Raw genomic sequence first — 26,246 nt, 5'->3', positions numbered from 1 at the left:
GCTGAACAGCGACCCGCTCGTCTCGTCCGTCCCGCGCATCATCACCCCCACCGTTGTCGTGCAAAGGGTGAATCATGTTCCTAACTCCGGGTCGAGGGCTGACTTCTTCAGCAGCCTGTTAGTGTCAAAATTGGAAACGACTTCGCCAGATCGGCGTGGAATCTTGTGCCAGCCTTGATGCAGTTCGACCAGGCCGCCGCCCAAGCCCTGTGGCAAAGCCACCGGATCACCTTTCACCCGCGGCTGCGCGACCCCGTGCCGCTGCAAGGCGCCGCAGCCCGGTTCGAGCGGTATACCCAGCACCTTCCCGGCGCCTTCATGCCGATGGGCGCCTACAGTTACAGCCGCAGCCATTTCGGGCATGTCGCCCGGATCGGGCGTTACTGTTCGATCGGGGCCGGGGTGCAGGTGATGGGCGATGCGCACCCGACCGGCTGGGTTTCCTCCAGCCCGGTGTTCTATCGGCGCCGGCGGGCGGCGCAGTGGGACAGCGCGCGCGAGGACTTCCCCGAGTTCCGTGCCCTCGGCCCCCCGGTCGAGATCGGCGAGGATGTCTGGATCGGCGACGAGGTTCTGCTGGCGCATGGTGTGCGGCTTGGCACGGGCTGCATCGTCGCGGCGCGGTCGGTGGTCACGCGCGATGTTCCGCCTTATGCCATCGTCGCCGGCGCGCCGGCGCGGGTGATCCGCAGCCGGTTTCCCGACGCGCTGGTCGAGCGCCTGCTTGCCTCGCGCTGGTGGGATTGGCCGGTTGCCGCCCGGGATGCGATCGACCCGCGCCGGGTCGAGGCGCTGCTCGACCATGCGGCCAGCCTGCCCGGCCGCGTGCCGCCCTTGCCCGAGAGCCGCTTTACCGTGGCCGAGGCGCTGGCCGCGCCGGGCTGATGCAACACGGGCACAGTTTTCGCCGCCGCGCCAAGCCCTCTGGCGGTTCGGGGGCGCAACCGTGCTATACCATGGTTCCGCAGCCCGAAGGGGCGCCATTCCGGGGGGGATGTCCATGAGCCACCAGCTGTTCGCGCAGCCCGAATGCGCACAAGCGCGGGCACGCGCCGCATGACGATGCAACCTGCGCCCGCGCATCCGCGGATTCCCCTGGCCGGCGTCATCGGGTCTCCGATCGCGCATTCGCGGTCTCCGGCGCTGCATGGCTTCTGGCTGCGCCGGCATGGCATCGCGGGGCACTATGTGCCGCTGGACATTGCCGCCGGCGACCTGGCCGCGGCGCTGAAGATGCTGCCCAAGATCGGGTTCGTGGGCTGCAACGTCACCATCCCGCACAAGGAAAACGTGCTGGCGCTGGCCGATATCGTCACCGACCGCGCCGCGCTGATCGGTGCGGCCAACACGCTGATCTTCCGCAAGGACGGCAAGCTGCACGCCGACAACACCGATGGCATCGGCTTCATCAACAACCTGCGCCAGAACGCGCCGCACTGGGTTGCCTCGGCCGGTCCGGCGGCGGTGTTCGGGGCCGGCGGTGCCGCCCGGGCCATCGTTTCCGCCTTGCTGGAGGCGGGCGCACCCGAGGTGCGGCTGGCAAACCGCACCCGCACCCGCGCCGAAACCCTGCGCACCGATTTCGGCACCCGGGTCACCGTGGTGGACTGGACGCAAGCCGCCGCGATGGTCGAGGGGGCGGCAACGGTCGTCAACACCACCTCGCTGGGCATGACCGGCAAATCCGAATTCAAGGTGCCGCTGGATCGGCTGAGCCCGCGCGCCCTGGTCACCGATATCGTCTACACCCCGCTGGAAACGCCGTTCCTGCGCGCGGCGCGCGACATGGGCTGCACGACGGTGGACGGTCTGGGGATGCTGCTGCACCAGGCTGTGCCCGGGTTCGAACGCTGGTTCGGTGTGCGCCCTGCGGTCGATGACGAAACCCGCGCGGCGGTGCTTTCGGCATGAAGCCTTACGTGCTGGGCCTGACCGGCGGCATCGGCATGGGCAAATCGACGACCGCAGCCATGTTTGCCGAAGCCGGCGTTCCGGTCTGGGATGCCGATGCGGCGGTGCACCGGCTCTATGCCCCGGGCGGTGCCGCCGTGGCGCCGCTGGCGGCCGCCTTTCCCGAGGCGGTGCAGGCCGGCGCGATCGACCGTGCCGCGTTGCGTCGCCGGATTGCCGCCGACCCTGCCGCATTGCCGCGGATCGAGGCCATCGTTCACCCGCTGGTTGCCGCCGACCGCGCCGCGTTTCTGGCCCGCCAGACCGCCCCGGTGGTGCTGCTGGACATTCCGCTGCTGTTCGAGGGCGGCAACGAGCGGCATTGCGACGGGGTCGCGGTGGTGTCGGTGCCGCCCGAGGTGCAGCGCGCCCGCGTGCTGGACCGCGGCACCATGTCGGCCGAGGACCTGGACCGCATCCTTGCCCGCCAGATGTCCGATGCCGACCGGCGCGCCCGGGCGACCTGGGTGATCGATACCGGCACGCTGGACAGCGCCCGTGCGGCGGTGCACTCCATCCTCGACGCGATCAGGGCGGGGCAAGCGCATGCGTGAAATCGTTCTCGATACCGAAACCACCGGGCTGGAGCCCGCCGAAGGCCACCGGATCGTGGAAATCGGCGCGGTCGAGCTTTACAACCACATGCCGACCGGGCGGGTGTATCACCAATACATCAACCCGCAGCGCGACATGCCGCCCGAAGCCTTTGCCGTGCACGGATTGTCCGAGGAGTTCCTGCGCGGGCACCCTGTGTTTGCTGCCATCGGCCAGGCCTTTCTGGACTTTGTCGGCGATGCGCGGCTGGTGATCCACAACGCGGCCTTCGACATCAAGTTCCTCAACTTCGAACTGGGCCGCATCGGCCTTGCCCAATTCGAGTGGGACAGGGTGACCGATACGCTTGCCCTGGCGCGCCGGCGGTTTCCCGGCGCACCGGCATCGCTCGATGCGCTGTGCCGCCGCTTCGGGGTCGACAATTCGGCGCGCGAGAAACACGGCGCCTTGCTCGACAGCGAAATCCTGGCCGATGTCTATCTGGAGCTGATCGGGGGCCGACAGCCCGACCTGGTGCTGGCGCCCACGGCCCCGCGCAGCACCGGCGCGGCAGTGCCCGATGCCGACTGGCGCCCACGGCCCCGCCCTGCCCCGCTGCCCCCCCGGCTGACCGAGGCCGAGGCCGAGGCCCATGCCGCCTTTGTCGCGGCGATGGGCGAGGCGGCGATCTGGAACCGCAAGGCCTGAACAATGCTGCGGCTGCCGGCCGGCTGCGGCGCCGGCCGGGCCGGGTGCCGGCTCAGGCGTTGCCGGCCTGGGCGCGGCGCGCCAGTTCCTGGCGGTAAAGGCCCAGGAAATCCACCGGGTCGAGGTTCAAAGGCGGGAAGCCGCCGTCGCGGGTCATGTCCGACACGATGCGGCGCACGAAGGGGAACAGCATCCGCGGGCATTCGATCAGCAGGAAGGGATGCAGCTGTTCGTCCGGCACGCCCTCGACGTGGAAGATCCCGCCGTAATCGACCTCCATCAGGAACATGGTCTCGCCATCGACCTTGTTCTTGGCGGTGATCTTGTATTTCTGCACCACCTCGAACTGGTGTTCGACCGCGCGTTTGCTGGCATCCAGCGCCACCTGGACCTGGATGTCGGGTTGCACCTCGCCGCTGTTGATGCCTTTCATCGCCAGCACGTTCTCGAAACTCAGGTCGCGGATATACTGCGCCACAATGTTCATGCGCACCTGCGGGGTGGCGCCGTTTTCTTCGGCCATTTCGGACTCCTGCTGAAAAAACCCGTCAGGCTCTGTTAACAGTAAGCCAAGCCCTGCCGCAATGGCGGCTGCGTTGCGGCTTTGCCTTGTCACGCGGGCATCAAGGCTGTAAAGGCCGCGCATCCCGCGCGACCGACTCAAGCCTCGGCTGGTCCGCCCGCGCGATGCCACCAGACCGGCGGAGCCAACCGCCTGGCCCGTGAAACAGACCAAAGGAAACTGAACCGCATGTGCGCTAAACCGACGATGGAGGAATTCGAAGCCCTCCTGAACGAAAGCTTCGAACTCGACACCCCCGAAGAAGGCTCGGTTGTCAAAGGCAAGGTCATCGCCATCGAGGCGGGCCAGGCCATCATCGATGTCGGCTACAAGATGGAAGGCCGCATCGACCTGAAGGAATTCGCAAACCCCGGCGAAGCGCCCGACGTGAAGGTCGGCGACGAGGTCGAGGTCTATCTCGACCGCGTGGAAAATGCCCGCGGCGAAGCCGTCATCAGCCGTGAAAAGGCCAAGCGCGAAGCTGCCTGGGATCGGCTGGAAAAAGCCTATGCCAAGGAAGAGCGCGTCGAAGGCGCCATCTTCGGCCGCGTCAAGGGCGGGTTCACCGTCGATCTGGGCGGTGCCGTGGCCTTCCTGCCCGGAAGCCAGGTCGATGTGCGCCCCGTGCGCGATGCCGGCCCCCTGATGGGCATGAAGCAGCCCTTCCAGATCCTCAAGATGGACCGCCGCCGCGGCAACATCGTGGTGTCGCGCCGCGCCATCCTGGAAGAAAGCCGCGCCGAACAGCGCGCCGAGATCATCGGCAAGCTGGCCGAAGGCCAGATCGTCGATGGCGTGGTCAAGAACATCACCGAATACGGTGCCTTCGTTGACCTCGGCGGCGTCGATGGCCTGCTGCACGTGACCGACATGGCCTGGCGCCGCGTCAACCACCCCTCGGAAATCCTGTCGATCGGCGAAACCGTCAAGGTTCAGGTCGTCAAGATCAACAAGGAAACCCACCGCATCAGCCTGGGCATGAAGCAGCTCCAGACCGACCCGTGGGATATCGTGGAACGCACCTATCCGATCGGGTCGGTCCACAAGGGCCGCGTGACCAACATCACCGACTACGGCGCCTTCGTCGAGCTGGAAGCCGGTGTCGAAGGTCTGGTCCATGTCTCGGAAATGTCCTGGACCAAGAAGAACGTGCACCCCGGCAAGATCGTCTCGACCTCGCAGGAGGTTGACGTCATGGTGCTGGAAATCGACAGCGCCAAGCGCCGCGTGTCGCTGGGCCTCAAGCAGGTCATGCGCAACCCGTGGGAAGTGTTCGCCGAACAGCACCCGCCGGGCTCGGTCATCGAAGGCGAAGTCAAGAACATCACCGAATTCGGTCTGTTCATCGGCCTCGAAGGCGACATCGACGGCATGGTCCACCTCAGCGACATCAGCTGGGACCAGCGCGGCGAGGATGCCATTGCCAACTACCGCAAGGGCGACATCGTCAAGGCTGCCGTTTCGGAAGTGGACGTCGAGCGCGAGCGGATCTCGCTGTCGATCAAGGCGCTGGGCGACGACAGCTTCAGCGATGCCGTCGATGGCGTGAAGCGCGGTTCGGTGATTACCGTGACCGTCTCGGCGATCGAGGATGGCGGGATCGAGGTGGAATATAACGGCGCCAAGTCGTTCATCCGCCGCTCCGATCTGGCGCGCGACCGTGCCGACCAGCGCCCCGAGCGCTTTCAGGTGGGCGACAAGGTCGATGCCCGTGTGACCAACATCGACCCCAAGACCCGCCGTCTGGGCCTGTCGATCAAGGCGCGCGAAATCGCCGAGGAGAAGGAAGCGGTCGAGCAGTATGGCTCGTCTGATTCGGGTGCCTCGCTGGGCGATATCCTGGGTGCGGCCCTGCGCGGCGACCGCAACTGATCCGTCGGGCAACCTGCCCGGGAAACGGCCCCGCCTCGGCGGGGCCGTTTTCGCATTGGCGCGCAGCATCGCGCGCATGGCCTGCGCAAAGGGTGCAATACTGTTTGTGCGCAGGGATTTTCTTTCTATAGTCGCCGCAGGCCCGGGAACAGGGCATCGCAACATGCGGGGGGACTGTATGATCAGGTCTGAGTTGATCCAGAAGATCGCGGACGAGAATCCGCATCTGACACAGCGTCATGTCGAGCGGATCGTGAACACGGTGTTCGAAGAAATCATCTCGGCGCTGGCGCGCGGCGACCGGGTGGAACTGCGCGGTTTCGGCGCATTTTCCGTCAAGTCGCGCGATGCAAGGGTGGGGCGCAACCCCCGCACCGGCGAATCCGTCGCGGTGGAACAGAAGCGCGTGCCGTTCTTCAAGACCGGCAAGCTGTTGCGCGACCGGCTGAACGGCCATGACACGGGACCGGACGACGACGAATGATGAAATACCTGCGGTATCTGCTGCTGGCCGTGCTGGCGATCTGTCTGGTTGTGGTGGCCCTGGCCAACCGCGATGCGGTGGTGGTGCGGCTGCTGCCCCCGGATCTCGAAGCCCTGACGGGCCTTTCCTGGTCTGCACAGTTGCCGCTGTTCGCCGTCATCTTTCTCGGCCTCGTCGCCGGACTACTGATCGGCTTCGTCTGGGAATGGCTGCGCGAACACAAGCACCGCGCTGCTGCTGCCGCCCATGCCCGCGAGGCCGAGCGTCTGGCGCGCGAGGTGGCGCGTGCCGCCCCGCCCCCGCCCAAGGATGACGTTCTGGCCTTGCTGGAACCCCCGCGCAAGGCAGGTTGATGATGGCATTTCGTCTGGTGGTCGGGGGCCGCGACATCGGCGCGGGCGGCCCGGTGCGCGTCAAGGTCTGCGGGCTGCGCACTGTTGCCGACATGGCGGCGGTGGCGGCGGCCGGCGCGGCCTATGCCGGCCTCGTGTTCTTTCCGCCGTCGCCGCGCAACCTGACCATCGCGCAAGCACGCGATCTGGCGCTGCAGGCTCCGCCCGGCCTTGCAAAGGTGGCGCTGACGGTCGATGCCGACGATGCCTTGCTGGAGGCCATTCTGGCCGAGGTTCCGGTCGATATCCTGCAACTGCACGGCCGTGAAACGCCCGATAGGGTGGCGCAGGTGCGGGCGCGGTTCGGCTTGCCGGTGATGAAGGCGGTGGGCGTGGGTTCGGAGGCCGATCTGCCGGCGCTGGAGGACTTCGGCGCGGTGGCCGACATGCTGCTGGTCGATGCCAAGGCGCCCAAGGGCGCCGCCCTGCCCGGCGGCAACGGTCTGGCCTTCGACTGGCGTCTGATAGCCGGGCGCCGTTGGTCTTGCCCCTGGATGCTGGCCGGTGGGCTGACGCCCGACAACGTGGCCGAGGCGTTGCGCCTGACGGGTGCGCGGCAGCTGGACGTCTCGTCCGGGGTGGAGTCGGCACCGGGGGTCAAGGATCCGGCGCGGATCGACGCCTTTTGCCGCGCTGCGGTGGCGGCGTGATCGTCTGGCGCCTTGCCACGCGGGCCGATGTGCCGGCGGTGGTGGCGCTGTTGGCCGACGATGCGCTGGGCGCCACCCGCGAGGGCCGGGACGCAGCCCCCTATCTCGCGGCCTTCGATGCCATGCAGGCCGAGGGGGGCAACCACCTGATCGTCGGCGAACTGGCGGGCCGGGTGGTGGCCACCTATCAGCTGACCTTCATTTCCGGCCTTTCGCTGCAGGCCACGCGCCGGGCCCAGGTGGAATCGGTGCGGGTTGCGGCCGACCTGCGCGGGCAAGGCCTGGGTGCTGCGCTGATGGCCGATGCCGAAGCGCGCGCCCGCGCTGCGGGTTGCGGCCTGATCCAGCTGACCACCAACCGCGACCGTGCCCGGGCGCATGCCTTTTACGCGCGCGAGGGCTATCGGCCCAGCCACATCGGGTTCAAGAAGCCGCTTTAGTCAGTGCCGGTGCCCGGCGTCGTGCTCGGGGTCGGCGCCCGGCACCGGATCGTAGCCGTGCCCGCCCCAGGGGTGGCAGCTTGCCAGCCGCCGCGCCGCCAGCCAGCCGCCCTTCAGCGCGCCGTGGCGCTCCAGCGCTTCCAGCGCATAGACCGAACAGGTGGGCTGATAGCGGCAGCCGTGGCCGACCCAGGGGCTCAGCAGCAGGCGATAGGCCCGGACCGGCAAGGCCAGCAGATGCGCCATCGGGCTCATGCCGGGCGGGCCTGATGCAACCGGGCCAGGGCGCTGCGCAGATCGGCGCGCAGTTCGTCGAACCCGCGGGAAACCGTGGCGTCGGGCCGCGCGACCAGCACGTAATCCCAACCCGCCATGCCGCCCGGCACCAGGATTTCGCGTGCCAGCGCCCGCAGCCGCCGCTTGGCGCGGTTGCGCATCACCGCGTTGCCGATCTTTTTCGAGGCGGTAAAGCCCACGCGCAGCGCGTCCGACCCGTCGTCGCGGGGCCGGGCCTGCACCAGAAACCCGGCCGTGCCCTGCCGCCGCCCCTGGGCGGTGCGCAGATAGTCGGCGCGGTGCTGCAGAACCTTCATGCGAGGCTTCTCACGGCAACGACAAAAGGCGCCGCAGGCGGCGCCTTTCAGACCCGGTGAACCCGAAGAACGAACAAGGGCCCGAAGACCCTGTTCCGAAGCTCAGGCGCAGAGGTTCTTGCGGCCCCGCGCACGGCGCGCAGCCAGAACCAGACGGCCGCCCTTGGTCGCCATGCGGGCGCGGAAGCCGTGGCGCCGCTTGCGGACCAGCTTGGAAGGTTGGTAGGTGCGTTTCATCGCGGCTCTCCATTCGTCTGCGGCCCGCACCCCAAAAGGATTCGAGAGCCGCCATGTTCAAGGCCCGGTTCCTACCGGCCCGAACCCGCCAAGTCAACCGCAGCGCCTGCCTTTTTTCGCCGATTCCGCCTGCCGGTTCCGCTTTCGCTGTTGCAGCACGTGCAGGTTTGATAGGAATGCGAAAAATGTCGCTTCCTGCGCTTTGGCCGGGCAGGGCGCACCAGAGGGACGGAGGATCATCCTGAACACGCTGTCGGGGCGGTTTCTGGCGCTGACCGTGGTTTTCGTCATGCTGGCGGAGGCCCTGATCTTTCTGCCCTCCGTCGCCAAGTTCCGCGAAGACTGGATGCGGCTGCGGCTGGAAAAGGCGCAGCTGGCCGCCCTGGCCCGCCTGACCACCGACGCGCCGGTGGACGAGGCGCTGGAGGCCGAGTTGCTGGCCAACGCCGAAGTGTTCAACGTGGTGCTGCGCCGCGACGAGGTGCGCCAGCTTGTGTTGTCGTCGCCGATCCCGTCGCCGGTGGCGGCCACCTACGACCTGCGGCAGGCAACCGTCTGGGATCTGGTGCGCGATGCCCTGGCCGCGATGCTGGGCAGCGGCAACGAGGTGATCCGCATCATCGGCACGCCGACCAACGATGCCGGCCTGCTGATCGAGATCACGACCGAAAGCGCACCGTTGCGCGCGGCACTGCTGGACTTCGGGTTGCGCATCCTTGCGCTGTCGGCGGCGATTTCGGCGGCAACGGCGCTGCTGCTGTTTCTGGCCGTGCGGCAGCTGATGGTGCGCCCGATCGCGCGGGTGGTGGAACACATGACCGCCTATGCCGCCGCCCCCGAAGATGCCCGCCGCGTGATCCGGCCCACCGCCCGCATCCGCGAATTGCGCGAGGCCGAGGAGGCGCTGCAAGCCATGCAGACCCAGCTGACCGGCGCCTTGCGACAGAAGGAACGCCTCGCCCAGCTGGGCAGCGCGGTGGCCAAGATCAGCCACGACCTGCGCAACATCCTGGCTTCGGCGCAACTCTTTGCTGACCGCATGGAAGGCAGCGCCGACCCGGCGGTCGCGCGGGCGGCACCCAAGCTGGTGGCGTCGATCAGCCGTGCCATCAACCTGTGCGAAACCACACTGGCCTTCGGCAAGGCCGAAGAACCCCCGCCGCGGCTGGCGCCGCTGGCCTTGCACCCGCTGGTCGAGGAGGTTCTGGAGGCCGAGGGCCTGACCGCAGGCGGCAAGGTGACCGCGCTGGTCGATCTGCCCGAAGGGCTGACCGCGATGGCCGATCACGAACAGCTTTTCCGGGTGCTGTCGAACCTCATCCGCAACGCGCGCCAGGCGATCGAGTCCACCGGCAAGGACGGCGAGATCGAGATCAGCGGCGGCGAGGATGCCGATGGTCTGTGGCTGCGCATCGGCGATACCGGCCCGGGCCTGCCGCCCAAGGCGCGCGAGAACCTGTTTTCGGCCTTTCAGGGTGGCGCCCGCAAAGGCGGCACCGGACTGGGCCTTGCCATCGCGGCCGAGCTGGTGCGCGGCCACGGCGGCCGTCTGGAACTGCGGCGCAGCGATGCGGAAGGCACCGAATTTCTCATCACGCTGCCGGCAGCCGCCGGTGCCGGTTGAACCGCGCGTCGCGTCGTTTTCGCCCTTGCATTGCCCCGAACCCGCCGCTAGAAGCGCGGCATCGGACCCGTAGCTCAGCTGGATAGAGCACCAGACTACGAATCTGGGGGTCGGGCGTTCGAATCGCTCCGGGTCCGCCACCTTCCTCTGAAATCAGTCATGTTTTCGGCATTGTGCCGGTCTTTCCCCAGGTTTCAGCAGATGCCTGGATGCAACAGATTGCTTCGGATTGCGGTCTGAACGATTCCCGCAACTGCCCGACGCGCATCCGGCCGTTGAAGGTGCGGCCGGAACCGTCGGCGAACGGGTCCAGCATGACGTCCGCCGACCAGCGGGCTTTGGCCACGGCTTCGGTGACCGGCGGCGCGCGGGTGCCCAAGGCGCGCTTGCGGCCCGCCTGCGCCGCACCGCCGGGCCCTTCGTGGGGCAGTGCCTTGGGGTCCGCTTGCAGCTCATCACATGGCCGTCGCGGCGCAGGATCGCATGAAGCCGCCGGGAACCGACCTCCCTCTCGCAGGATCGCGATGATCCGATTTTCCCTGAGCTTCGATCGCGTCATCTCCGGTCCTTTCCGCGCGCCGGGCTCTGCCATCGGATGGACGAGGTATCGGGGGTCACGGCAGGCGGCGTCGGGCCAATTCCCATCCTGCTGTGCCCCCATCCTGCTGTGCCCCTTGCGCCCGGGCGCCGGCCTGCGCAGTATCCGGCCGCGCCCGAACCACAGGTTGACCCATGTTTTCGCTTCGTCCCGCTCTTGTTGCCCTTTGCATCCTTGCGGCCCTGCCGGCCCATGCCGCGTCGCTCGACGGTCTGGCGGTCGAGGTCGTGAACGAAAGCGAACCCGTGCTGTGCGCCGAAAAGGACAACGTGGCACTGTCCTTCTCGCACCCCGGTGTCCGTGCGTTCCGCATCGAGGCAGCGCATCCGGTGTATCTGGCGCCGGGGATGCGCGACAACTGGGAAGCCGACTGGACGGCTTGCGACATGTCGGGCGATCCGGTGTTCGCCTCGCCCGCGCCGCCCGGGCGGGAAACGCTTTACGAACAGCCCGACATGTGGGTGGTGGGCTGGCGCCATTCCACCTTCTGGCGCCCGGCCACGGCAACCGTGCGCATCGGCGACAAGGTGCACGAAGGGTTGCACCTGCTTCAGGTCTGGCAACTGCGCACCGACGGCGCCGAGGAGGTGCTGGTGCTGTATCCGCAGGACGGGTATTGGCGCGCCCGGCCGCTGGCGCCGCGGCCGATGCGCAACACGGCCTACGGGTCTTCGTTTCTGGTCGGTCCGGTGGAGTTCGACGGCCGCCCCGTGGTGAACCTGCGCGAGGTGGCCTTCGATCCGGCGGCGCGGCGGTTCACGCTGCACTTTGCCCGCGGCGGCACTGGCACGGTCACCATGGTTGGCGTCGACGAAAACCGCATCGCGCTGGACGTGGGCTTTGACGCGCCCATCGCGGATGCGCCCTTTGCGATGCTGCGGTCGATGTATGTGACCGAGTTCAACAACGATGCCGCCCGCGTGGCGGTGCGCGAGGCGGGTGCCAATGCCTGGCGCGAACAAGGGGTCATGGCCTTTGACCGCGCCACCGCCACCGACATCTGGCTTGGGCGTCTGGCACCTTCGCAGCACAACAAGAGCGCGCCGGATTTCGTTCTGAACAGCTTTTCCGACGGGCCGGTGCCGAAACGTCCGAAAAACGAGCCGCCGCCCGGCCCCGGCGCCATCAACTGAGCCGGACTCGTGGCGCTGATCGGTTACGCCCGCGTTTCGACCGAGGACCAGACGCCCTTGCCCCAGGCCGAGGCGCTGCGCGCCGCCGGTTGCGCCGAGATTCATGAGGAACAGGCCTCGGGCGGCAATCGCGCGCGCCCGGTGCTGGCGCGGGTGCTGGACCGCATCCGCCGTGGCGACACGCTGCTGGTGGTGCGCATCGACCGGCTGGCACGGTCCTTGTCGCACCTGCTGGAAATCATCGAGCGGCTGGAGGCGAAAGGCGCCTTTTTCCGATCCTTGCAGGATCCGATCGACACGGCCAGCCCGCAAGGCAAGTTCACCTTGCAGGTGCTGGGGGCCGCCGCCGAATTCGAACGCGCGCTGATCCGCGAACGCACCCAGGCCGGGCTGAAGTCGGCCCGGGCGCAAGGCCGGATCGGCGGCAACCCGGGCTTGCGGGCGCGCGACCCGGCGGCCATCCGCAAGGTGCGCATCGCGCGGGCCGACAGCTATGTAGCGCGGTTGAACGAAACCGCCGAAGACTGGGTGCCGCATGTGCGCCGCCTGCGCCCCGACATGGCCTGGGAAGATGTGTTGCGCATCGTCAACGCCGGTCTGCCGGCCGGTCGCCCGGCCTGGACGCAGGCGCGGCTGCTGCGCGCCGTGAACCGCTATGTGTCCGAAGGCTTCCTGCCCGCAACCGTTCTGGGCCGGGCGCGCCGGGTCGAGGCCGACGACCGCCTGCCGGCCCTGGTGGCGGCGATCAAGGGGGCCGACCCCTCGATCACGTTGCAGGCCATCTGCGACCGGCTGGAGGCCATGCGCGAACGCACCCCGCGCGGGCGCAGCCGCTGGCAGCCTTCGTCGGTGCGAATGCTGCTGGAACGGGCCGGGCGGCTGGGATTGCTGCCCTGATCCGGTCGCCGGACTTCAGGCGCGGAACCGCGCGGCGTGCAGGGCGCGCAGTTCGTTCTTTTGCACCTTGCCCATGGTGTTGCGCGGCAGGGCATCCATCAGCACCAGCGCCTTGGGCTGCTTGAACCGCGCGAGTTGCGCCGCGAGCGCCGCCCCGATCGCGGCCAGGTCCGGCGCCTCGCCCGGTTTCGGCACGATCACCGCCAGCACCGCCTCGCCGAAGTCCGGGTGCGGCACGCCGACCACCGCCGATTCCAGCACGCCGGGCTGGTCGTCCAGGATCAGCTCGATCTCCTTGGGGTAGACGTTGTAACCCCCGGTGATGATCAGGTCTTTCTGCCGCCCGACGATGGTCAGGTAGCCGTCGGCGTCGAAGCGCCCGAGATCGCCGGTGATGAAGAACCCGTTGTCGCGCAATTCCTCGCGCGTCTTTTCGGGCATCTGCCAGTAGCCCTTGAACACGTTCGGGCCGCGCACCTCGACCATGCCGATCTCGCCTTGCGGCAGCGGGGTGCCGGTGGCGGGGTCGGTCACGATCACTTCGATCCCGGGCAGGGCAGGGCCCACGGTGCCCGCCCGGCGTTCGCCCTCGTAAGGGTTCGAGGTGTTCATGTTGGTTTCCGTCATGCCATAGCGTTCCAGAATCCGGTGGCCGGTGCGCGCCTCGAAGGCGGCATGCGTTTCGGCCAGCAGTGGCGCCGAGCCGGAAATGAACAGCCGCATGTGGGCGGCGAGTTCGCGGGTGAAACGCGGGTCGTCCAGCAGCCGGGTGTAAAAGGTCGGCACCCCCATCATGGTCGTGGCGCGCGGCATCAGGCGCAGCATCGCGTCCAGATCGAAGCCGGGCAGAAAGATCATCTCGCCCCCGGTCAGCAGCGCGATGTTGGTGCCGACGAACAGCCCGTGCGTATGAAAGATCGGCAGCGCGTGCAGCTGCACGTCGGCGGCGGTGAACCGCCAGGCTTGCGCCAGCGTTTCGGCATTGGACAAAAGGTTGCCCTGCGTCAGCATCGCGCCCTTCGACCGCCCCGTGGTGCCCGAGGTGTAAAGGAACGCGGCCAGATCCTCTGCGCCGCGTGCCACCGGTGCGAAATGGTCGGGCTGCGCGGCGGCGAGGTCGGCAAAGCTGCCCTGGCCTTGTGTGTCCAGCGTCAGCAACCGCGCGCCGTGGCGCTCGGCCACCGGGGCCAGTGCCGTGGCCGCCTTGGGGTCGGCCAGCAGAACCCCGGGTGTCGCGTTGCCGACGAAGTATTCGACCTCGGCCGCGGTATAGGCGGTGTTCAGCGGCAGGAAGATCGCGCCGGTGGCAACCGCGGCACCGTAAACCGCCAGCGCCGCCGGCGTTTTTGCCACCTGCACCGCCACCCGGTCGCCGGGCCGGATGCCGCAGGCCACCAGCGCATGCGCCGCCCTATGCACCATCGCCAGAAACGCCGCGCCCGAAATCGCGCTGCCATCGGCCAGATGCAGCAGCGCCCGGTCGCGGTCGGCCAGCGGGGCAAACAGGCGGTCATAAAGCGGGTTGGTCATGGCAGGGTTCCCGATATGGTCAGCCCGCCCGTTCTAGGCCAGCCCGGCGCCACCGCCAAGCCTTCAGGCGGTGGGGTTCCGCCGGCTCCACCGGATCGACGACCACAGCGACACGCCGATCAGCGCCGCACCGCCAAGGCCGGTGATGACTTCGGGAATGTGCAGCAGCGTCTGCACATACATGATGACCGACAGGATCAGGATGGCATAGAACGCGCCGTGTTCCAGAAAGCGGTATTGCGCCAGCGTCCCCTTTTCCACCAGCATGATGGTCATGGAGCGCACATACATCGCGCCGATGCCAAGGCCGATGGCGATGACGAACAGGTTGTGGCTGAGCGCGAAGGCCCCGATCACCCCGTCGAAGCTGAAGCTCGCGTCCAGCACCTCGAGATAGAGAAAGGCGCCGAGCCCGCCCTTGGCCGCCCCTGTCAGAACTTCCTGGCCGCGGTCCAGCACACCGCCCAGCACCTCGACCAGCAGAAAGGTCAGCAGGCCCCAGATTGCCGCATGAAAGAAGATGTTGGCCGCTACAGGGCCAAGCCGGGGGTCTTCGCTGGCACCGATGATGCGCGAAAAGACCAGCATCACGATCAGCACCAGCGCAATCTCGATTCCCTTGACCGAGGAATAGGCGCTGGCCTTTTCCTCCAGCCAGGCGACCCAGTGGATATCCTTTTCGTGGTCGAAGAAGAACGACAGTGCCACCATCATCAGGAACGTCCCGCCGAAAGCCGCAATGGGCAGGTGGGCATCGTGCATGATGCGCGCGTATTCCTCTGGCTGGCTGGCGGCCATGACCATCGCCGTCCAGGGCCCGACCTTGGCCGCAATCACCACGATCAGCAGCGGAAACACGATCCGCATGCCGAATACGGCGATGAGGATGCCCCAGGTCAGGAACCGCTGTTGCCAGGCGGGCGTCATGTCCTTCAGCTTGTTGGCGTTGACGATGGCATTGTCGAACGACAGGCTGATTTCCAGCACCGCCAGAACCGCGCAGATCAGAAAGATCGCGGCCGTGCCGCCCAGCGTGCCGGTGGTTTGCCACCCCAGCACGGCACCCAGCGCCAACCCGATGCCCGTCGCCACGAAGGCCCAGCGAAGATAGTGCAGCGTGCCGCGCTTCGGGATGCCTCCGGCCGGGGAAACATCGCTATGTGCCATGAGAGTCATGCCTTGCGGCTGAGGACGGAAAGGTTGCCGACATCGCGAAAGCACCGCAACTTTCGCCAGAGGGGCCCGGCCACCTGCGCGCGGAGCCAAGGCGCCGGGCTGCGCATCTGATCTAGCGGTGCGGGGCTGCCCTTGCAAGCCGCCGCCTTGTCTTGAACGGCGCGCTGCAGCACAGGCGCAACGGTCCTCGCCCCGGTGGGCTGAAAACCGCCAGCCACAAGAAACGATTCCCGGCCGGATTCCCAGCAGTCATGATTCAGATCAGATACCGCGCGCGGCCGCTCTGGCATCGTGTCAAAGTTGCCGTAGCGATGAGACTTTGATGCGCCTCACGATCCGAACCAATCTGGCCGCGCGCGTGCTGATGTTCTGCGCCGTCAACGACGGTCGCATCGTGCGCACCGCCGAAATCGCCCGGCAGTGCAATGCCTCGCTGAACCATCTGTTGCAGGTGGTGCATGTGCTGCAGGAAAACGGCTTTGTCGATACGCTGCGCGGCCGCACCGGCGGCTTGCGGCTGGCGCGGCCGATGGCGCAGATTTCGGTCGGGCATGTATTCCGGGTGCTGGAAAGCGGCACGCCGTTTGCCGAATGCTTCGATCCGGCCACGAACACCTGCCCCCTGGCGGGGCCGTGCCGGCTGCGCGATTGCCTGCGCCGCGCGGTCGAGGCGTTCTTTCGAGAGCTCGATACCGTCAGCCTGGCCGATCTGGTGCAAGGCAATTGCGGTCTGCGCGATCTCCTGCTGATGGCCGACGCTTTGAAGCCGCCTTGCGCGGCGGGGGCCGAATAGAGACGGCCCCCCGTTCGGGGGGCCGCAGCCGTCGATCGCAAAGGCTCAGGCCGAAAGGTCGAAGCGGTCGGCGTTCATCACCTTGGTCCAGGCCGCCACGAAGTCGTTCACGAACTTGGCGCGGTTGTCGTCCTGGGCATAGACCTCGGCATAGGCGCGCAGGATCGAGTTCGAGCCGAACACCAGGTCAACCCGGGTGGCGGTGTGCTTTACCGCGCCCGACTTGCGGTCCACGATGTTGTAGCTGTTCGCCCCGGTCGGTTCCCACTTGTAGGCCATGTCGGTCAGCGTGGTGAAGAAGTCGGTGGTCAGCGCACCGGCCCGGTCGGTGAACACGCCGTGTTTCGTGCCGCCGTGGTTGGTGCCCAGAACCCGCATGCCGCCGACAAGGCAGGTCATTTCCGCCGCCGTCAGGCCCATGAGCTGCGCGCGGTCCAGCAGCAGTTCTTCGGCGGAAACGGCATAGTCCTTCTTCAACCAGTTGCGGAAGCCGTCGGCCACCGGCTCCAGCCACTTGAAGCTGTCGGCATCGGTCTGCTCGGCCGTGGCATCGCCGCGACCCGGCGCAAAGGGCACCTCGATGTCGAAGCCGGCGGCCTTGGCTGCCATCTCGACCCCCACGTTGCCCGCCAGCACGATGATGTCGGCCACCGAGGCGCCGCGCTTGGCCGCGATCGGCTCCAGCACCGCCAGAACGCGCGCCAGCCGGGCGGGTTCGTTGCCTTCCCAGTCCTTCTGCGGGGCCAGCCGGATGCGGGCACCATTGGCGCCGCCGCGCAGGTCCGAGCCGCGGAAGGTGCGCGCCGAATCCCAGGCCGTCGCCACCAGATCGGCCACCGAAAGCCCGCTGGCGGCAATATCGCGCTTGGCCGCGCCGATGTCCCAGTCGGTGGTGCCGGCGGGAACCGGGTCTTGCCAGATAAGGTCTTCCTGCGGCGCCCAGGGGCCGATGTAGCGGCTGCGCGGGCCCATGTCGCGGTGGGTCAGCTTGAACCAGGCACGGGCAAACACCTCGGAGAAATGGGCCGGATCCTTGTGGAACCGCTCCGAGATCTGGCGATAGATCGGGTCCATCTTCATCGCCATGTCCGCATCGGTCATGATGGGCATGGTCTTGATCGAGGGGTCTTCGACATCGGGCACCATGTGTTCGGGCTTGATGTCGATGGGCATCCACTGCCAGGCGCCGGCGGGCGACTTCTTCAGCTCCCATTCATACCCGAACAGAAGGTCGAAATAGCCGTTGTCCCACTGGATCGGGTTCGTGGTCCAGGCGCCTTCGATGCCGCTGGTCACGGTGTTGCGCCCGATACCACGGGTGGTGTGGTTCATCCAGCCCAGGCCCATTTCCGAGATGTCGGCACCTTCGGGCGCCGGGCCGAGGTTGGCCGCATTGCCGTTGCCGTGCGCCTTGCCGACGGTGTGGCCGCCCGCGGTCAGCGCCACGGTTTCCTCGTCGTTCATCGCCATGCGGGCGAAGGTTTCGCGCACATGCAGCGCGGTCAGCAGCGGGTCGGGCTTGCCGTCCACGCCTTCGGGGTTCACGTAGATCAGGCCCATGTGCACCGCGGCAAGCGGGTTTTCCAGCGTGGCCGGGTTCTTGATGTCGGCATAGCGGTTTTCGGCCGGGGCCAGCCATTCCTTTTCGCTGCCCCAGTAGACATCCTTTTCCGGGTGCCAGATGTCTTCGCGGCCGAAGGCGAAGCCATAGGTCTTCAGCCCCATCGATTCATAGGCGATGGTCCCGGCCAGGGCCATCAGGTCGGCCCAGCTCAGCTTGTTGCCGTATTTCTTCTTGATCGGCCACAGCAGCCGCCGCGCCTTGTCGAGGTTGGCGTTGTCGGGCCAGCTGGCCAGCGGGGCAAAGCGGTGGTTGCCGGTGCCGGCGCCGCCGCGGCCATCGGCCACGCGATAGGTGCCCGCCGCGTGCCACGACATGCGGATCATCAGGCCGCCGTAATGGCCCCAGTCGGCCGGCCACCAATCCTGGCTGTCGGTCATCAGCGCGACCAGATCGGCCTTCAGCGCCTCGAAATCCAGCGTCCGGACGGCCTTGCGATAGTCGAAGCCCTTCAGCGGGTTCACCTTGCTGTCGTGCTGGTGCAGGATGTCGAGGTTCAGCGCCTTGGGCCACCAATCCATCACGCCGGTTCCAGTTGTGGTGTTCGCACCATGCAGCACCGGGCACTTGCCGGTTTTCATGTCGTTTCCGTCCATCGTTCGCTCCTCGTCTTGCATCATGTGGCAGCGGGTCTGCCCCTCTCGCGAAGGTGGGCATACCCAGGCTGGAATCGTTCTAGCATGGCCAGCCGATAATGAGAATTTGCATTTTCTAATGTAACCGATATGTTTTTCTGATGAATGGATTGTCGATGAAACACCTGCGCTACTTCGATGCGCTGGCCAGCCACGGCCATTTCGGGCGTGCGGCCGAAGCCTGCGCCATTTCGCAACCCGCCTTGTCGCTGCAGATCAAGGAACTGGAGGATTTGCTGGGCGCCGCGCTGGTCGAACGCGGGGCGCGGCAGATCCGCCTGACCAGCCTGGGCGAGGCCTTTGCGCTGCGGGTGCGCGATATCCTGCGGGCGGTGGACGAACTGGGCGACCTGGCCCGGGCCACGGCCGGCCCTCTTGCCGGGCGGTTGCGGCTGGGCGTCATTCCCACGGTGGCGCCCTATCTCTTGCCGCGCATCATCAAGCGGCTGGCTGCCCGGTTTCCCGGCCTGGACCTGCGCCCGCGCGAGGCGGTGACCGGCCGGCTGATCGACGAGCTTGCCGAAGGCCGGCTCGATACCGCCATCGTGGCCCTGCCGGTGTCGGAGCCCGCGCTGGTCGAACGCCCGCTGTTCGACGAGGAATTCGTGCTGGTCCGCCCGCTGGAAGATGCCGGCAAACCCGTGCCCGACCCGACGACCCTGCGCACGATGCGGCTGCTGTTGCTGGAAGAAGGCCACTGTTTCCGCGATCAGGCGCTGAGTTTCTGCAAGCTGTCGCCCAGCGTGGCCCGCGAGGTGATGGAGGGCAGCTCGCTTTCAACCCTGGTGCAGATGGTCGGCTCCGGCATCGGTGTGACGCTGATCCCCCAGATGGCGGTCGAGATCGAAACGCGGTCGGCCCCGGTGTCGGTGGTGCCCTTGGGCGAACCGCGGCCCGGGCGCACCGTCGGCATGATCTGGCGCCGCAGCAACCCGTTGTCCGACCAGCTGGAACGCATTGCCCAATGCGTCGGCGAAGCCGGCGCCGGATGACCCGGCACACGCCGATGTGATATGGCGGCGGCGCTGGCGCTGCTGTAGGAAACGCTGACCGGGGCACACCCCGGCGGGCAGGCGACAACAACATCCGGGCGTCCGACCCCGGGGACTGGGGCAGACGATGCGGTGGATGATCCGGCTGGGCATGTTGGTGGTTCTGGCGGTGGGGCTTGCGTCCTGCGCGCCATCCAAGTTCCGCAGCTACAACGGCCCCGAAGTGACCCGGATCGAGGTGCACAAGGCTGCGCGCAAGATGTATCTGCTGCACCACGACAAGGTGCTGAAGTCCTATGACATCGGGCTTGGCGCCAACCCCGAGGGTCACAAGCAGTTCGAAGGCGACAGCAAGACCCCCGAGGGGCTGTATTACATCGACCGCCGCAACCCCAACAGCAACTTCCACCTGTCGCTGGGCATCTCCTATCCCAACCCGCAGGACCGCGCCTTTGCCCAGGCGCAAGGCAAGTCGCCGGGGGGCGACATCTTCATCCACGGTCGCGCCGGCAAGCACAACCTGCGCGGCCGGGGCCAGGACTGGACCGATGGCTGCATCGCGGTGACCGACCGCGAGATCGAGGATATCTACGCGATGGTCCGCATCGGCACGCCGATCGCCATCTACCCCTGACAGCGGGGCAGGGCGCCGCGGCGGCGGGCGGACCGCCTCAGCCGTAGCTGCGGCGGTCCTCGATCACCTTGCCGTCGTTGGGCAGGCTGCCGGGCGGCACCAGCTCCACCCGACCCTTGAGTTTCAGCACGTCCAGCAGGCTGCTTTCGTACAGCGCCGGGTTCGAGGCGCGGGTTTCCACCTGCACCGTCATCACGTCCATCTCGCCCTGGCGTTCGGCAATGACGCGCGCCCGTGACACTTCGGTATGGCGGGCCACGAAATCGGCCACCTGTTCGGGGCGCACGAACATGCCCTTGATCTTGGTGGTCTGGTCGGCGCGGCCCATCCATCCCCTGATGCGCGCATTGGTGCGCCCGCAAGGGCTTTGCCCCGGCATCAGTGCCGACAGATCGCCGGTGGCAAAGCGGATCAGCGGGTAATCGGGGTTAAGGGTCGTCACCACGACCTCGCCGACCTCGCCCACCGGCACAGGATCGCCGGTGCCGGGGCGGACGATTTCCACGATCACGCCTTCGTCCAGGATCATGCCGTCCAGCGCGTCGGATTCGTAGGCGATGTTGCCCAGATCGGCGGTGGCATAGCATTGCCGGCAGGCGATGCCGCGGTCGGCGTATTCCTTGCGCAAGCTGGGGAACAGCGCGCCCCCGCCAACGGCCGCCTTGGCGATGCGCAAGGCCACGCCCATCTCGTCGGCCTTGTCCAGGATCACCTTCAGGAAATCCGGGGTGCCGGCATAGGCGGTGCTGCCGATATCCGCCGCAGCGCGCACCTGCAACTCGGTCTGCCCGGTGCCGGCAGGCACCACCACGGCGCCCACGGCGCGGGCGGCGTTGTCGAACATCATGCCGGCGGGCACCAGGTGATAGGAAAAGCAGTTCTGCACGATATCGCTGCGCCCGATGCCCGTGGCGTGCAGAAAGCGGCCAAGCCGCCACCAGTCGTGCCCCACGCCGCCCGGTTCGTAGATCGGCCCCGGCGACTGGAACACCTGCGCCACGTTCTGAACCGCGATGCCGCCGAAGGGGGGGGCTGCCTTCTGCCGCCCCGTCAGGTCGGCCTTGCGCAGCACCGGCAGGCGGGCGAGCGCGGCAAGGTCCGGCAGGGGGGCGCCGTCGATCTGGCAGGCCCCGGGATGCGCGGCAACCCGGGCGATCTGCGCGTTCAGCGCCGCAAGCTGCGCCGCCTCGCGTTCGTCGCGGCTGCGTGTTTCCAGAGCGTCGTAATGGCTCATGGCATTGTCCCCTCTCATGCCAGCCAGCGCTTGCGGCGGCGATAGCTGCGCACGTCGCGGAACGACTTGCGCCCCTTGTCCGACATGCCCAGGTAGAATTCCTTGACGTCCGGGTTTTCGCGCAGGTCGCGCGCCGTGCCTTCCATCACCACGCGGCCCGATTCCAGGATGTAGCCGGTGTGGGCATAGCGCAGGGCGACGTTGGTGTTCTGTTCGGCCAGCAGAAAGGTCACGCCTTCCTTCTCGTTCACCTCGCGCACGATCTCGAAGATCTGTTCGACCAGCTGCGGCGCAAGGCCCATGCTCGGCTCGTCCAGCAGCACGGTTTCGGGCCGGCTCATCAGCGCGCGTCCGATGGCGGTCATCTGCTGTTCGCCGCCCGAGGTATAGCCCGCCTGCGACCGGCGGCGTTCCTTCAGGCGCGGGAAATAGGTGTAGACCATCTCCAGATCGCGGGCCACCTCGGCGCGGCTGGCGCGGGTGTAGGCGCCGGTCAGCAGGTTTTCCTCCACCGTCAGGTGCTCGAAACAGTGCCGGCCTTCCATCACTTGGATCACGCCCATCCGCACAAGGTCGGCCGGGCTCATCGCGGCGGTGTTCTGCCCGCGATACAGGATGCTGCCCTTGGTCACGTCGCCGCGCTCCGAGGCCAGCAGCCCCGAAATCGCCTTGAGCGTGGTGGATTTGCCCGCCCCGTTGCCGCCCAGCAGCGCGGTGATGCCGCCCTTGGGCACCGTCAGGCTCACCCCCTTCAGCACGAGGATCACGTGGTTGTAGATCACCTCGATGTTGTTGACCTCCAGAACGGTCTCTCGGGTCGGGGCTGCGTCCAGCATGGGGCTTCTCCGGGGATCGGTGGGGGTGCGGGGCCGGGCGACCGGCCCCGCCGTCAGGTCAGTTGCAGCGCTTGGCGATGTTGTTTTCCTTGGCGAATGCCTCGGAGTCGGCCACGATCAGCGGGTCGATCACCTCGCTGTCCGACTGGATCCAGTCGGTGATCAGGTTCCACTTCTTCGCCTTGGCATCCCACTGCTGCACCAGACCCAGGCCCGGGCCGCCGTGGTTTTCGCAGGTCACCTTGAAGGCGGGCCCGAAGTTCGGCAGGCCCAGCTCGGCCATCCGCGCTTCGGTGATCTCCAGGTTCTCCATGCCGTCGCGCATCATCGCCGGGGTGATGTTCGGGGTCTTGTGGATTTCCTGCGCCTTGCGCGCCGCCTCGACCGCCAGCATCGCCGCATACATGCCGCGCGAATAGAGCACCGAGCCCACCTGGTCGCCGTTGCCGGCGGCCTTGCCCGCGTCGATCACGTATTTCTTCATGTCGGCATAGACGGGGTAATCCATCCCGGTGCCGTGCATCGCCAGGCTCTTGTAGCCATGCGCGCCTTCACCAGCGGGCAGCACGTCGTTTTCCGAACCCGACCACCAGACCCCGATGAAGTTTTCCATCGGGAAGCGGATGTTGGCGGCTTCCTGGATCGCCACGGCGTTCATCACGCCCCAGCCCCACATCAGCACGTAATCCGGTCGGTCGCGGCGGATCTGCAGCCACTGAGATTTCTGCTCCTGTCCGGGGCTGTCCACGGGCAGCAGCGTCAGGGCATAACCGTGCTTCTTGGCAAGTTCTTCCAGCGTGCGGATCGGTTCCTTGCCATAGGCCGAGTTGTGGTAAAGCAGCGTGATCTTCTTGCCGTCCAGCTTGCCGCCGTTGATGTCCAGCAGGTGCTTGATGGCGATGGAGGCGCCATCCCAGTAGTTCGCCGGATAGTTGAACACATGGCTGAACACGGTGCCGTTCTTGGCGCTGGTGCGCCCGTAACCCATCGTGTGCAGCGGGATCCCGTCGGCGGTGACCTTGGGGATCAGCTGGTAGGTGATGCCGGTGGACAGCGGCTGGATGATCAGCGGGTTCTGCCCCTTGATCGCCTCATAGCATTCCACGCCCTTTTCGGTGTTGTAGGCGGTTTCGCATTCGGTCTGGCGGATCTTCACGCCGCCGATGCCGCCGTCGCGCTCGTTGATGAGCGTCAGGTAATCGGAATAGCCGTCGGCAAAGGGGATACCGCCCGCGGCGAAGGGCCCGGTGCGATAGCTCAGCGACGGAAAATGCAGGTCCTGCGCCAGGACCGGGGTGCCAACGGCAATCGCCGCTGCCACCAGTGCTGCAAATCTGATCTTCATCCTTGGTTCCTCCCAAAGGGTTGCGAAGTTGCGCCGGGCGGGCCCGGTTCTTGGTCTTGGCCGGCCCGGCCCTAGTGCGGGAAGGGCCAGAGCCGAAGCTTTTCCTTGGCCACGCGCCACAGCTGGTTGATGCCATGCGGCTCGGCGATCAGGAAAATCACGATCAGCGCACCGACGATCATCAGTTCCATGTGCGCCGCAAGGTCGGTGGGCCAGCCGAACTGCCCCACCAGCACGTTCTTCAGCAGCACCGGCAGCAGCACCAGAAACGCCGCACCGGCAAAGCTGCCGAAGATGCTGCCCAGACCACCGATGATGATCATGAACAGAACCAGAAAGGATTTCTGGATGCCAAAGCTTTCGCCCACCTCGGCCGCGCCCAGGTAGACGGCAAAGAACAGCGCCCCCGCGATCCCGATGAAGAAGGACGATACGGCAAAGGCCGAAAGCTTGGCGCGCAGCGGGTTCACCCCGATGATCTCGGCGGCGATGTCCATGTCGCGGATCGCCATCCACTGCCGGCCCAGGGCGCCGCGCGTCAGGTTGCGCGCCAGCCAGGCCAGCGCGAACAGGATCACAAGGCAGAACAGGTATTTCGCCCAGGGCGCCGTGCCCGCGCCGGTGATGGCAATGCCGAACAGCGTGCGTTCGGGCGCGCTGATCTGCCCCGAGGCGGAATAGTTGTAGAACCACGGCACCTTGTTGAACAGCCACACCAGAAAGAACTGCGCCGCCAGCGTCGCCACCGCAAGATAGAACCCCTTGATCCGCAAGGAGGGCAGGCCGAACAGCACGCCCACGCCGGCGGTGATGCCCCCCGCCAGCAACACATGGATCAGGATGTTGACCTCGGGAAACGCGGTCATCAGCTTGTAGACGGCATAGGCCCCCACCGCCATGAACCCGCCCGTGCCAAGGCTGACCTGCCCGCAATAGCCGGTCAGGATGTTCAGCCCGATCGCAGCAATCGCATAGATCAGGAAGGGCACGAACACCGCATTGGCCCAGTAATCGTTGATGATCAGCGGGATGATCCCGAAAGCCACCGCCAGCACCGCATAATACCGGATCCGGTCGAACCGGATCGGAAAGGTCTGGCTGTCGTCCCGGTAGCTGGTCTTGAAATCTCCGGCCTCGCGGTACAGCATCTCAGACCCTCCCCCCGGTCATGCAAAAGGGCGCAAGGTTCCGGCCCGGAACCTGCGCCCTGTCCTTCAAGTTGCGCCGTGCCGTCAGGCGTGCGCGTTCTCCTGCTGCACCACGCGCGTGCCCACCGGCACGTCGCGCGTCAGCGCCACCACCTGCCGGCGCGCGACCACGCCAAGCGCCAGCCCCAGCAGGCACAGCACCGCCACCATCCAGAACAGCGGATGCCCGTCCACATAGGCCAGCACCGACAGCCCGCCGAACACCCAGAACGCCGAGAACCCCAGCGTGCAGGCGATCGCCCAGAACTTCTTCATCCCCCGACTCCTCCCCGAGCCCGGCGCAAGGCGCGCCATGATGTCGCAGAGTAGAACGGTCGCAGGCGGTGGCTGTCAACTTGTATTCGCAAGGCAGAATTTGTTGCGCCGCAGCGCGGCTTTCACCTTGGCCAAATATCCTCCGGGGGGTGCGGGGGGTGGAAAACCCCCCGCTGCCGACGCCCGGGCAGGTCACGATCCGGGTCATCCTCATACCCTCTCGATGATCTTTTCGCCAAACAGCCCCTGCGGGCGGAACACCAGGAACACCAGCGCCAGCACATAGGCGAACCAGTTTTCCGTGGCGCCCCCGATCATCGGGCCGATGAAGAACTCGAACAGCTTTTCGCCCACCCCGATGATAAGCCCGCCGACGATGGCCCCCGGGATCGAGGTGAAACCGCCCAGCATCAGCACCGGCAACGCCTTCAGCGCGATGAGGCTGAGCGAGAACTGCACCCCCGACTTCGACCCCCACATGATGCCTGCGACCAGCGCCACGAACCCGGCGATCGACCAGGTCAGCACCCAGATGAACCGCAACGAGATGCCCACCGACAACGCGGCCTGATGGTCGTCGGCCACGGCGCGCAAGGCGCGGCCCTGCTTGGAATACTGCGAAAACAGCGTCAGGCTGACCACCAGCATCACCGCCACCACCGTGGCCACGATGTCGAGCTGGTCGATGAAGAAGCCGTAGCCGAACAGGTTGTAAGTAAACTCGTCGATGGCCCCCGACATGCCCTGCGGAATGCCCACGTCCAGCTTCTTGATGTCGGCGCCCCACATCACGTCGCCCAAGCCTTCCAGGAAATAGGCCAGGCCGATGGTCGCCATGAACAGGATGATCGGTTCCTGGTTGACCAGATGCTTGAGGATGTAGCGTTCCACGATGATCGCCAGCCCCACCATCACCAGCGCGGTCAGCGCAATGGCCAGGACCGCCGGAACGGTCCAGCCGAACTTGTGCAGGTTGGTGCCGAACACGGCGTTGATGAGGTGGGCAAAGGGGATCTGCCCGTTCTGGATGCCGACCAGCGTCATCGCCGCAAACAGGGCCAGCACACCTTGCGCATAGTTGAAGATGCCGCTGGCCTTGAAGATCAGCACGAAGCCCAGCGCGACCAGGGCATAAAGCACCCCGGCCATCAGACCGTTCAGCGTGACCTCGATGGCGAAAAGCAGGGTATCAGGCATCGGCGAATTCCTTCAACTGCGCATTTGCCGACGGCACGCGAGTAGCGTAGGTTCGGCCCGTCGAGTGCTTGAATTTTCTGCCACGCGCGCCGTCGGCGCGCAGACTGCTCCGTTCG

At 66.8% G+C, this 26,246-nt stretch carries 29 protein-coding genes and 1 tRNA gene; 16 read left to right on the top strand and 14 right to left on the bottom strand.

The genetic code is table 11. The features are described 5' to 3' along the window. Positions 1-177: 177 nt before the first annotated feature. From ACK4S2_RS00720 to dnaQ, 4 genes are all read left to right on the top strand, one after another. Positions 178-885, top strand: coding sequence for a CatB-related O-acetyltransferase (locus ACK4S2_RS00720; protein ID WP_409619312.1), 708 nt, complete (start codon positions 178-180; stop codon positions 883-885). 171 nt (positions 886-1,056) lie between these two features. Further along, positions 1,057-1,911: a shikimate dehydrogenase gene (locus tag ACK4S2_RS00715; RefSeq protein ID WP_409619295.1), complete on the top strand. Its 855-nt coding sequence runs from the start codon at positions 1,057-1,059 to the stop codon at positions 1,909-1,911. Beyond that, on the top strand, positions 1,908-2,504 hold the full coding sequence (gene coaE / locus ACK4S2_RS00710) for a dephospho-CoA kinase (protein ID WP_409619293.1): 597 nt from the start codon (positions 1,908-1,910) through the stop codon (positions 2,502-2,504). The genes ACK4S2_RS00715 and coaE overlap by 4 nt, the downstream gene beginning before the upstream one ends. Then, positions 2,497-3,192, top strand: a complete 696-nt coding sequence (gene dnaQ, locus ACK4S2_RS00705) for a DNA polymerase III subunit epsilon (RefSeq protein ID WP_409619292.1) — start codon at positions 2,497-2,499, stop codon at positions 3,190-3,192. Before coaE ends, dnaQ begins: the two co-directional genes overlap by 8 nt. Before the next feature lie 52 nt (positions 3,193-3,244). On the opposite strand, the gene secB is transcribed toward dnaQ, so the two are convergent. After that, on the bottom strand, positions 3,245-3,715 hold the full coding sequence (secB, locus tag ACK4S2_RS00700) for a protein-export chaperone SecB (RefSeq protein WP_409619290.1): 471 nt from the start codon (positions 3,713-3,715) through the stop codon (positions 3,245-3,247). Between the two features lie 228 nt (positions 3,716-3,943). On the opposite strand from secB, the gene rpsA reads away from it, so the two are divergent. The 5 genes from rpsA to ACK4S2_RS00675 all read left to right on the top strand — a co-directional run bounded on the left by rpsA (position 3,944) and on the right by ACK4S2_RS00675 (position 7,592). Next, positions 3,944-5,626 (top strand): 30S ribosomal protein S1, encoded by a 1,683-nt coding sequence (rpsA, locus tag ACK4S2_RS00695; protein ID WP_409619288.1) that lies wholly within the window; start codon positions 3,944-3,946, stop codon positions 5,624-5,626. 178 nt (positions 5,627-5,804) lie between these two features. After that, entirely contained in the window at positions 5,805-6,110 is a 306-nt protein-coding gene (gene ihfB / locus ACK4S2_RS00690; protein ID WP_409619286.1) for an integration host factor subunit beta, read from the top strand. Then, positions 6,107-6,463: a lipopolysaccharide assembly protein LapA domain-containing protein gene (locus tag ACK4S2_RS00685; RefSeq protein ID WP_409619284.1), complete on the top strand. Its 357-nt coding sequence runs from the start codon at positions 6,107-6,109 to the stop codon at positions 6,461-6,463. Before ihfB ends, ACK4S2_RS00685 begins: the two co-directional genes overlap by 4 nt. Positions 6,464-6,465: 2 nt before the next feature. Further along, positions 6,466-7,152 carry a phosphoribosylanthranilate isomerase gene (locus ACK4S2_RS00680; RefSeq protein ID WP_409619310.1) on the top strand — a complete coding sequence of 229 codons (687 nt, stop codon included), beginning with the start codon at positions 6,466-6,468 and terminating at the stop codon, positions 7,150-7,152. Continuing rightward, positions 7,149-7,592 (top strand): N-acetyltransferase family protein, encoded by a 444-nt coding sequence (locus ACK4S2_RS00675; RefSeq protein ID WP_409619282.1) that lies wholly within the window; start codon positions 7,149-7,151, stop codon positions 7,590-7,592. The genes ACK4S2_RS00680 and ACK4S2_RS00675 overlap by 4 nt, the downstream gene beginning before the upstream one ends. On the opposite strand, the gene yidD is transcribed toward ACK4S2_RS00675, so the two are convergent. The 3 genes from yidD to rpmH form a co-directional block, all read right to left on the bottom strand. Continuing rightward, positions 7,593-7,847 carry a membrane protein insertion efficiency factor YidD gene (gene yidD, locus ACK4S2_RS00670; RefSeq protein ID WP_409619280.1) on the bottom strand — a complete coding sequence of 85 codons (255 nt, stop codon included), beginning with the start codon at positions 7,845-7,847 and terminating at the stop codon, positions 7,593-7,595. Next, on the bottom strand, positions 7,844-8,185 hold the full coding sequence (gene rnpA, locus ACK4S2_RS00665; RefSeq protein WP_409619278.1) for a ribonuclease P protein component: 342 nt from the start codon (positions 8,183-8,185) through the stop codon (positions 7,844-7,846). Before rnpA ends, yidD begins: the two co-directional genes overlap by 4 nt. 102 nt (positions 8,186-8,287) lie before the next feature. After that, positions 8,288-8,422 (bottom strand): 50S ribosomal protein L34, encoded by a 135-nt coding sequence (gene rpmH / locus ACK4S2_RS00660; protein ID WP_409619276.1) that lies wholly within the window; start codon positions 8,420-8,422, stop codon positions 8,288-8,290. Positions 8,423-8,711: 289 nt separating this feature from the next. Between rpmH and ACK4S2_RS00655 the strand changes: the two genes are divergently transcribed. Together ACK4S2_RS00655 and ACK4S2_RS00650 are read left to right on the top strand one after the other, a co-directional pair. Continuing rightward, a complete protein-coding gene (locus ACK4S2_RS00655) occupies positions 8,712-10,046 on the top strand; it encodes a sensor histidine kinase (protein ID WP_409619308.1) in 1,335 nt (444 codons plus the stop codon). Positions 10,047-10,109: 63 nt separating this feature from the next. Continuing rightward, a tRNA-Arg gene (locus tag ACK4S2_RS00650) sits at positions 10,110-10,186 on the top strand. Between the two features lie 17 nt (positions 10,187-10,203). On the opposite strand, the gene ACK4S2_RS00645 is transcribed toward ACK4S2_RS00650, so the two are convergent. Beyond that, positions 10,204-10,605: a hypothetical protein gene (locus ACK4S2_RS00645; protein WP_409619274.1), complete on the bottom strand. Its 402-nt coding sequence runs from the start codon at positions 10,603-10,605 to the stop codon at positions 10,204-10,206. A 173-nt stretch (positions 10,606-10,778) separates the two neighbouring features. Here ACK4S2_RS00645 and ACK4S2_RS00640 point away from each other — a divergent pair, with 173 nt between their 5' ends. Together ACK4S2_RS00640 and ACK4S2_RS00635 are read left to right on the top strand one after the other, a co-directional pair. Continuing rightward, entirely contained in the window at positions 10,779-11,777 is a 999-nt protein-coding gene (locus ACK4S2_RS00640; RefSeq protein WP_409619272.1) for a hypothetical protein, read from the top strand. Between the two features lie 9 nt (positions 11,778-11,786). Further along, the gene (locus ACK4S2_RS00635; RefSeq protein WP_409619270.1) at positions 11,787-12,674 is read left to right on the top strand and encodes a recombinase family protein; all 888 of its coding nucleotides are present in this window, start codon (positions 11,787-11,789) and stop codon (positions 12,672-12,674) included. Between the two features lie 15 nt (positions 12,675-12,689). Here ACK4S2_RS00635 and ACK4S2_RS00630 read toward each other — a convergent pair whose 3' ends face one another. Together ACK4S2_RS00630 and ACK4S2_RS00625 are read right to left on the bottom strand one after the other, a co-directional pair. Beyond that, positions 12,690-14,204, bottom strand: coding sequence for a malonate--CoA ligase (locus ACK4S2_RS00630; RefSeq protein WP_409619268.1), 1,515 nt, complete (start codon positions 14,202-14,204; stop codon positions 12,690-12,692). 63 nt (positions 14,205-14,267) lie between these two features. Beyond that, positions 14,268-15,371, bottom strand: coding sequence for a DUF475 domain-containing protein (locus ACK4S2_RS00625; protein WP_409619267.1), 1,104 nt, complete (start codon positions 15,369-15,371; stop codon positions 14,268-14,270). Positions 15,372-15,702: 331 nt separating this feature from the next. On the opposite strand from ACK4S2_RS00625, the gene ACK4S2_RS00620 reads away from it, so the two are divergent. Continuing rightward, entirely contained in the window at positions 15,703-16,173 is a 471-nt protein-coding gene (locus tag ACK4S2_RS00620) for an Rrf2 family transcriptional regulator (RefSeq protein WP_409619265.1), read from the top strand. A 45-nt stretch (positions 16,174-16,218) separates the two neighbouring features. Here the strand turns inward: ACK4S2_RS00620 and katG are convergent, their stop codons facing one another. Next, positions 16,219-18,390, bottom strand: coding sequence for a catalase/peroxidase HPI (gene katG, locus ACK4S2_RS00615; RefSeq protein ID WP_409619263.1), 2,172 nt, complete (start codon positions 18,388-18,390; stop codon positions 16,219-16,221). A 140-nt stretch (positions 18,391-18,530) separates the two neighbouring features. On the opposite strand from katG, the gene ACK4S2_RS00610 reads away from it, so the two are divergent. Both ACK4S2_RS00610 and ACK4S2_RS00605 read left to right on the top strand, forming a co-directional pair. After that, positions 18,531-19,421: a LysR substrate-binding domain-containing protein gene (locus ACK4S2_RS00610; RefSeq protein WP_409619261.1), complete on the top strand. Its 891-nt coding sequence runs from the start codon at positions 18,531-18,533 to the stop codon at positions 19,419-19,421. A gap of 127 nt (positions 19,422-19,548) precedes the next feature. Then, positions 19,549-20,055 (top strand): murein L,D-transpeptidase family protein, encoded by a 507-nt coding sequence (locus ACK4S2_RS00605; protein WP_409619259.1) that lies wholly within the window; start codon positions 19,549-19,551, stop codon positions 20,053-20,055. 37 nt (positions 20,056-20,092) lie between these two features. Here ACK4S2_RS00605 and ACK4S2_RS00600 read toward each other — a convergent pair whose 3' ends face one another. The 6 genes from ACK4S2_RS00600 to ACK4S2_RS00575 form a co-directional block, all read right to left on the bottom strand. After that, positions 20,093-21,289, bottom strand: coding sequence for a phenylacetate--CoA ligase family protein (locus ACK4S2_RS00600; protein ID WP_409619258.1), 1,197 nt, complete (start codon positions 21,287-21,289; stop codon positions 20,093-20,095). Between the two features lie 14 nt (positions 21,290-21,303). Then, complete coding sequence (locus ACK4S2_RS00595) at positions 21,304-22,125, bottom strand: ABC transporter ATP-binding protein (RefSeq protein WP_409619256.1); 822 nt, start codon at positions 22,123-22,125, stop codon at positions 21,304-21,306. Positions 22,126-22,183: 58 nt separating this feature from the next. Continuing rightward, complete coding sequence (locus ACK4S2_RS00590) at positions 22,184-23,470, bottom strand: ABC transporter substrate-binding protein (protein WP_409619255.1); 1,287 nt, start codon at positions 23,468-23,470, stop codon at positions 22,184-22,186. Between the two features lie 71 nt (positions 23,471-23,541). Continuing rightward, complete coding sequence (locus ACK4S2_RS00585) at positions 23,542-24,618, bottom strand: branched-chain amino acid ABC transporter permease (protein ID WP_409619253.1); 1,077 nt, start codon at positions 24,616-24,618, stop codon at positions 23,542-23,544. An 84-nt stretch (positions 24,619-24,702) separates the two neighbouring features. Continuing rightward, a complete protein-coding gene (locus ACK4S2_RS00580) occupies positions 24,703-24,933 on the bottom strand; it encodes a hypothetical protein (RefSeq protein WP_409619251.1) in 231 nt (76 codons plus the stop codon). Positions 24,934-25,143: 210 nt separating this feature from the next. After that, entirely contained in the window at positions 25,144-26,130 is a 987-nt protein-coding gene (locus ACK4S2_RS00575) for a branched-chain amino acid ABC transporter permease (RefSeq protein WP_409619249.1), read from the bottom strand. Positions 26,131-26,246: the final 116 nt, after the last annotated feature.

Origin of the sequence: Gemmobacter sp. (assembly GCF_046292685.1) — a bacterium.
Classification (GTDB): Bacteria; Pseudomonadota; Alphaproteobacteria; order Rhodobacterales; family Rhodobacteraceae; genus Wagnerdoeblera.
This window is presented reverse-complemented; position numbering and strand designations above follow the sequence as displayed.

Coding starts and splice junctions, on each gene's coding strand:
- secB (WP_409619290.1), bottom strand. CDS start 3,715: ATGGCCGAAGAAAACGGCGCCACCCCGCAGGTGCGCATGAACATTGTG.
- ACK4S2_RS00680 (WP_409619310.1), top strand. CDS start 6,466: ATGGCATTTCGTCTGGTGGTCGGGGGCCGCGACATCGGCGCGGGCGGC.
- ACK4S2_RS00720 (WP_409619312.1), top strand. CDS start 178: ATGCAGTTCGACCAGGCCGCCGCCCAAGCCCTGTGGCAAAGCCACCGG.
- yidD (WP_409619280.1), bottom strand. CDS start 7,847: ATGAGCCCGATGGCGCATCTGCTGGCCTTGCCGGTCCGGGCCTATCGC.
- ACK4S2_RS00595 (WP_409619256.1), bottom strand. CDS start 22,125: ATGCTGGACGCAGCCCCGACCCGAGAGACCGTTCTGGAGGTCAACAAC.
- ACK4S2_RS00645 (WP_409619274.1), bottom strand. CDS start 10,605: ATGACGCGATCGAAGCTCAGGGAAAATCGGATCATCGCGATCCTGCGA.
- rpmH (WP_409619276.1), bottom strand. CDS start 8,422: ATGAAACGCACCTACCAACCTTCCAAGCTGGTCCGCAAGCGGCGCCAC.
- rpsA (WP_409619288.1), top strand. CDS start 3,944: ATGTGCGCTAAACCGACGATGGAGGAATTCGAAGCCCTCCTGAACGAA.
- katG (WP_409619263.1), bottom strand. CDS start 18,390: ATGGACGGAAACGACATGAAAACCGGCAAGTGCCCGGTGCTGCATGGT.
- rnpA (WP_409619278.1), bottom strand. CDS start 8,185: ATGAAGGTTCTGCAGCACCGCGCCGACTATCTGCGCACCGCCCAGGGG.
- ACK4S2_RS00605 (WP_409619259.1), top strand. CDS start 19,549: ATGCGGTGGATGATCCGGCTGGGCATGTTGGTGGTTCTGGCGGTGGGG.
- ACK4S2_RS00640 (WP_409619272.1), top strand. CDS start 10,779: ATGTTTTCGCTTCGTCCCGCTCTTGTTGCCCTTTGCATCCTTGCGGCC.
- ACK4S2_RS00610 (WP_409619261.1), top strand. CDS start 18,531: ATGAATGGATTGTCGATGAAACACCTGCGCTACTTCGATGCGCTGGCC.
- ACK4S2_RS00620 (WP_409619265.1), top strand. CDS start 15,703: ATGCGCCTCACGATCCGAACCAATCTGGCCGCGCGCGTGCTGATGTTC.
- ACK4S2_RS00580 (WP_409619251.1), bottom strand. CDS start 24,933: ATGAAGAAGTTCTGGGCGATCGCCTGCACGCTGGGGTTCTCGGCGTTC.
- ACK4S2_RS00655 (WP_409619308.1), top strand. CDS start 8,712: ATGCTGGCGGAGGCCCTGATCTTTCTGCCCTCCGTCGCCAAGTTCCGC.
- ACK4S2_RS00590 (WP_409619255.1), bottom strand. CDS start 23,470: ATGAAGATCAGATTTGCAGCACTGGTGGCAGCGGCGATTGCCGTTGGC.
- ACK4S2_RS00630 (WP_409619268.1), bottom strand. CDS start 14,204: ATGACCAACCCGCTTTATGACCGCCTGTTTGCCCCGCTGGCCGACCGC.
- ACK4S2_RS00585 (WP_409619253.1), bottom strand. CDS start 24,618: ATGCTGTACCGCGAGGCCGGAGATTTCAAGACCAGCTACCGGGACGAC.
- ACK4S2_RS00715 (WP_409619295.1), top strand. CDS start 1,057: ATGACGATGCAACCTGCGCCCGCGCATCCGCGGATTCCCCTGGCCGGC.
- ACK4S2_RS00600 (WP_409619258.1), bottom strand. CDS start 21,289: ATGAGCCATTACGACGCTCTGGAAACACGCAGCCGCGACGAACGCGAG.
- ACK4S2_RS00625 (WP_409619267.1), bottom strand. CDS start 15,371: ATGGCACATAGCGATGTTTCCCCGGCCGGAGGCATCCCGAAGCGCGGC.
- coaE (WP_409619293.1), top strand. CDS start 1,908: ATGAAGCCTTACGTGCTGGGCCTGACCGGCGGCATCGGCATGGGCAAA.
- dnaQ (WP_409619292.1), top strand. CDS start 2,497: ATGCGTGAAATCGTTCTCGATACCGAAACCACCGGGCTGGAGCCCGCC.
- ACK4S2_RS00575 (WP_409619249.1), bottom strand. CDS start 26,130: ATGCCTGATACCCTGCTTTTCGCCATCGAGGTCACGCTGAACGGTCTG.
- ACK4S2_RS00685 (WP_409619284.1), top strand. CDS start 6,107: ATGATGAAATACCTGCGGTATCTGCTGCTGGCCGTGCTGGCGATCTGT.
- ihfB (WP_409619286.1), top strand. CDS start 5,805: ATGATCAGGTCTGAGTTGATCCAGAAGATCGCGGACGAGAATCCGCAT.